Annotated in this window: 4 protein-coding genes; 3 read left to right on the top strand and 1 reads right to left on the bottom strand. The window is 39.5% G+C overall.

The genetic code is table 11. From position 1 onward, the window contains the following. The first annotated feature begins 845 nt into the window (after nucleotides 1–845). Nucleotides 846–1,667, top strand: a complete 822-nt coding sequence (locus DD627_RS04330) for an alpha/beta hydrolase (protein ID WP_375710189.1) — start codon at nucleotides 846–848, stop codon at nucleotides 1,665–1,667. A gap of 37 nt (nucleotides 1,668–1,704) precedes the next feature. After that, complete coding sequence (locus tag DD627_RS04325; protein ID WP_260274707.1) at nucleotides 1,705–3,666, top strand: elongation factor G; 1,962 nt, start codon at nucleotides 1,705–1,707, stop codon at nucleotides 3,664–3,666. Between the two features lie 64 nt (nucleotides 3,667–3,730). On the opposite strand, the gene DD627_RS04320 is transcribed toward DD627_RS04325, so the two are convergent. Then, a complete protein-coding gene (locus DD627_RS04320) occupies nucleotides 3,731–4,240 on the bottom strand; it encodes a DUF2798 domain-containing protein (RefSeq protein WP_068806352.1) in 510 nt (169 codons plus the stop codon). A 262-nt stretch (nucleotides 4,241–4,502) separates the two neighbouring features. Here DD627_RS04320 and pepI point away from each other — a divergent pair, with 262 nt between their 5' ends. Further along, complete coding sequence (gene pepI, locus DD627_RS04315; protein ID WP_260274706.1) at nucleotides 4,503–5,381, top strand: proline iminopeptidase; 879 nt, start codon at nucleotides 4,503–4,505, stop codon at nucleotides 5,379–5,381. Nucleotides 5,382–5,558 lie beyond the last annotated feature (177 nt).

Below are 5,558 nucleotides of genomic sequence, written 5' to 3'. Positions count from 1 at the left end.
CTCTTACTTTAGGATGTTTGACAAAGAGCCGTTTTTCACCGCGGTGCCACCTCAATTGGGTTCATTTTAGATTCGCGAAAAGTCTAAAGATGCACCCCTACTTTACAGAGAACGAACATTCTCCTGACAACTGACGTATGTCATGACGTCTTTTCGTACTTTCGAAATTTCGGAAAAGCCCTCGGTGGTCCATTTAATTACTTGCGTTCGGTCATACTCTCAGCGATGATGACTCTCTGTGCGTGCACGGTAATCTTGATCTCCACTTCATCGGTTTTTAAGGACGATTTTAAGTTGCCATTATCATACAGCGGGTGATGGGAAGTTGTCAACTAGAAAATTTACTATAAGACAAATTCTAATTTAAAAAATTTCTTATTGAAATTAGAGTGTCGCCAAACCGTACCAAATTTACTTAAAATTATTCCAGTTTATAAATACCCTTTTAAGATCTGCATCAGCTATATATTGTTTTAAAAAGTTAAATTCATTAGTTATAAAATGATCATCATGCATAACTAACACGGTAATATCAATGGATCGCTTTAAAAGTGCTACCCCTTCTTCTTTCTCATTTTGCATACACTCAACCAATTCTTCAAGAGAAAAATAAGTGTTCTAGTTATTATAATATTGATTTCCTTGTATCTGATGACGCATAATTAGAAGATGGTAAAGATGGGAGCGTTTAAGTAAATAGGCTTCGAGTATAAATTTTGTAATCTTTTGTTTCGTGTTCTTGCATGGATATTTTTTGGGGGAGTATAACCATGAAAAGCTATAAGAATAGTAAAGCTATTAAACGGTTAACTAATGTAATTAAAAAGCATATTAAGTTCAGTTTGATGTTATTAATAATCATGCTAGTTTTGGTTGCTATTATAGGGATGTACGTTCATAACAGTCAGGAAAAAGTCGCTAGCAAATATCAACAAACAAATATTCCGACGTTATTTTTACATGGATTTGGCAGCAGCTATCATGCGGAACAACACATGGTTAGAGCAGCTAAAAGTGCTCATGCAACAAATGGGGTCATTCGCGCAGAAGTGTCTAAAACTGGAAAAGTCACTTTAGTCGGACATTTCCGAAAAAAAGTTATCAATCCAATTGTGATGGTAAATTATCAAAATAATCACGAGAAAAGCTATCGAACTGACGGCAAGTGGTTACGAAACGTTTTAAATAAGATTCAACAAACCTATCATTTCAAAAAATTCAATATCGTTTCTCACTCCGTTGGTAACGAAGCAGTAATGTACTATATGGCTGATTTTGCTCCAAAACATAAAGGATTACCTCAACTCAATAAGGAAGTAAATATTGCCGGCCATTTCGCAGGTATTCGTGGATATGATGCAATTAAACACAACTCGATAAATGTACAGGGGAAACCAAAACGGATGATTGCAACATATCGTTCGTTACTGAAGTTGCGAAAAACCTACCCTAAAAATGTTTCAGTTTTAAATATTTATGGAAATATTGGTGATCATAGTGATGGTAGAGTGCAGAATTACTCCTCAAAATCATTAAAATATCTTGTTGGAAGCCGTGCTAAATCATATCAGGAATTAGAAATTAAGGGTTCACAAGCGCAACATAGCAAATTACATTCAAATCCTAAAGTTGACCAGACACTATTGAAATTTCTATGGGAAAAATAAGTGAAGTAATTTTTTTCCAAATCAAGGGGGTATTACCATGAAACACATTGTAGCCGGGATCGTCGCCCACGTTGATGCGGGGAAAACCACGCTTTCAGAAGCCATGTTGTACCGCACAGGCGAACTACGAAAACTTGGGCGGGTGGACAATGGGGATGCCTTTCTTGATACCGATGACCTCGAGAAAAAACACGGAATCACGATTTTTTCACACCAGGCTAGTCTTCAGTATCACAAGCTCGAACTTACTTTATTGGATACACCGGGACATGTGGATTTTGCCGCACAAACGGAACAAGTTTTAAGTGTACTGGATTACGCCATTCTCGTCATTTCTGCAACTGATGGAATTCAAGGATACACACGGACACTTTGGCGACTGCTCGAACGTTATCATGTGCCAACTTTCATTTTTGTAAATAAGATGGATGCCAACGGTGCCGATCGCAATGCGGTGCTTGATCAGCTACAGAGCGTGTTTTCGGTGGGATGTATTGCGTTTAATTCAAGTGCTGACAACACAGATATTTCAGAAGAAATTAGTGAAGAAATTGCAATGTGTTATGATGAGGTTCTTGAAAGCTTTTTGGATTCAGGACACCTTGAAGACGATACGGTCCGTCGGCTAATTAAACAACGAAAGGTCTTTCCTTGTTATTTTGGTGCTGCGCTCAAATTAACCGGCGTTGATCAAGTTTTAGCGGGTCTTGACCGTTGGACTAGTGAAACAAAATATCCCCAAGAATTTGGAGCACGAGTTTTCAAAATTTCTCATGATGAAAAGGGTGAACGGTTAACTTGGATTCGCATGACTGGTGGTATTCTACATACAAAAGATGTTTTAGTAGATGATGAAAAAGCCAATCAATTACGAGTTTACAATGGTGATAAATTTACAGGCCCACAACAAGTTTTGGCTGGTGGTGTTTGTGCGGTCACGGGGTTGACGGGAACTTATCCAGGTCAGGGACTTGGAAATCAACACGATGGTGATAATCCGACAATTCAACCGGTTTTAAACTATGCATTGGATCCTAAAAACAATGATATTCATACGTGTTTAACAGCTTTACGGCAGCTCGAAGATGAAGATCCGCAACTGCACGTTTCCTGGTCCAGCCATCTTCAAGAAATTCGGATTCAAATTATGGGTGAAATCCAGTTAGAAATATTGCAGCAAATTTTGCTTGAACGGTTTAATTTGGACGTTGGTTTTGGAGAAGGGAGCATTTTATACCAGGAAACCATTACCAAACCCGTGGAAGGAGTTGGCCATTTTGAGCCACTGCGGCATTATGCGGAGGTTCATTTGTTATTGGAGCCGGCGCCAACCGGAAGTGGGCTGACGTTTGCGACAGATTGTAGCTTAGATGTGCTTGGTAAAAATTGGCAGCATCAGGTATTAGCTAACCTCCATGCCAAAGAGCACCTAGGCGTTTTGACGGGAGCCCCAATTACGGATATGAAAATCACGCTTGTGGGCGGCAGAGCAAGCAACGTTCATTCGGTCGGTGGTGATTTCAAAGAGGCCACTTGGCGGGCAGTCAGACAAGGCTTGATGATGTTGAAACAACGTGATGACTGTCAATTATTGGAGCCGTGGTATCAATTTCGATTAGAAGTTGGCAAAGATCAAGTTGGACGGGCGATGACTGATATCCAACGCATGAATGGCAGTTTTGAAACACCAGAAATGGCTACTGGAGATAACGATCCGAATAGCGAAATGACCCTATTGACGGGAGTTGCACCAGTTTCAGAAATGCAAGGATATGCCCAAGAAGTCCGGGCTTATACGCATGGACAAGGTCAATTGGAATGCATCATTGATGGGTATCTGCCTTGTCACAATGCAGAGGAGATTATTTCGAGTCTGAAGTACAAGCCAGTTTCAGATTTGGAAAATACGCCGGATTCTGTTTTCTGTGCTCATGGAGCTGGCTACCCAGTCGCGTGGGATGATGTGCCAGATATGGCGCATGTGGCGTATAGATATTAACAGAAAATCTACGGTAACAAAAACGGCTACAATCATCCGATTGTGGCCGTTTTTGTGGTATTATTTATTCAATTTCTTCATCAACTGTTTCTTGTGTAGCTTGTTTCTTATCAGTTGCGGTTTGCATGATCCCTAGCACTGCACGGGCAATTGGACCGACAATGAGAAGCTGAAGTGGTAAAGCAACAATTAGGTTAAATCCCCAAGTGTGCAAGTAAGTCATCAAAAGATTACCGCCAAAATTGTGTGCCATAATCATTCCGAAAAGTGACATACATGTTACCATTCCGAGGACCATCAATACTGAAATGGTAATTCCGATGAGAACCACATTTTTCTTCATATAATCATTAATGATATATTTGAATGCAAGTTTCTTGGCAATTGGGCCAACCACTAGCAAGTCTAAAATAATTGCGGCAAGTAAGCCACCTGGATATTCAGAGATGGTGTTTAACATAACTCCCTTAGTGAATCCTTGAACTAGTAAAACGTTATAGCAAACCATCACAAAAACCATTAATCCGGCCATGATGGCAGTGAAAACAACTTCTTCTTTTAAATTTCTTGGCATCTTATTCTCCTTCGTGTTTTTGAGCAACATTAGTTAGTATACCGGGAAATGAAGAAGCTTCGTAAGTTACGTTTGTATGACGTTTTTGTAAGGGCTTAATAAAATAATGTGAGGATTGATGATAAATATGAAAATTAGGATTATTGGGGCAGGAAAAAGTTTGGTCCTAGTTGCAACTCAAGTCCTCTTTTTAATGCAACAATGATATTCAGGAGTACAATTAAATTTAGCACCACTATTTTACATAAAAGGACTTGAGAATATGAAAATTGAAGAAGGATATATGCCATTTCACGGCTACAAGACTTATTATCGGATTGTCGGAGAACCAAGTAAGGATAAGGCACCGCTATTATTAATTCATGGTGGCCCTGGTTCATCACACAACTATTTTGAATTGTTGGATGATTATGCCAAAACTGGTCGGCAACTTATCATGTATGATCAAGTGGGCTGTGGAAAATCGTCACTTCCTGAAGATGAAGGCGTTTATGTGAAGGAAACGTGGGCAGAAGAATTGGTTGCTTTACGTAAATATCTCCACTTAGACGAGATTCACATGTTGGGCCAATCATGGGGCGGCATGCTAGAAATGTACTATTTAACTAGTTACGATCAAAAAGGAATCAAAAGTGTCATGATTGATGGCTCACCAGCTTCAATCAAATTGTGGACTCAAGAACAACACCGTTTGATTTCATACTTAAGTTACGAAGACCGCGCAGCCATTGCGGAAGCTGAAAGAACTGGTGACTTCAGCGGTCCTAAGTATTTAGCTGCCAACGATCGTTACATGGAGCGTTATTGTTGGGATGATCCCGATGAAAATTCACCAGAACCTTTGCGCAGAGCTACCAACGGAAAACGAGCTAGTTTGATTGCTGAAGGTCCCAATGAGTTTACAGAAAACGGCACAATCAGTGATTATAATGTGACGGATCAACTTAAAAATATTCACGTACCTGTTTTAGTGACTAATGGAACCGATGATTTATGTACGCCATTGATCGCAAAATCTGTTTATGATCATATTCCTGGTGCCAAATGGCATTTGTTTGCTAATAGTCGCCACTTAGCCCTTTTGGATCAACACGATGAATTTATTGATGTGCTGGACCATTGGTTGGCGGAGAACGATTAAAATTAAATAGAATTATAGAACCCGTTTAAATCTGACACTTTCAGGTCTAAACGGGTTTTAATATGGGGAATTAAAGGTTGAAACCACAAAAACTTATCTTGTTGCTTGATACGAAAACGTTTATGGCAGCAAAATTAGATAAAATGCCGTCTTTCAGCAAATTTGGGCTGGAACGTA

Origin of the sequence: Pediococcus sp. (assembly GCF_003533255.1) — a bacterium.
In the GTDB taxonomy this organism is placed as follows: domain Bacteria; phylum Bacillota; class Bacilli; order Lactobacillales; family Lactobacillaceae; genus Pediococcus; species Pediococcus parvulus.
The sequence above is the reverse complement of the archived record's forward strand: the minus strand, read 5'-3'. Positions and strand labels throughout refer to the sequence as shown.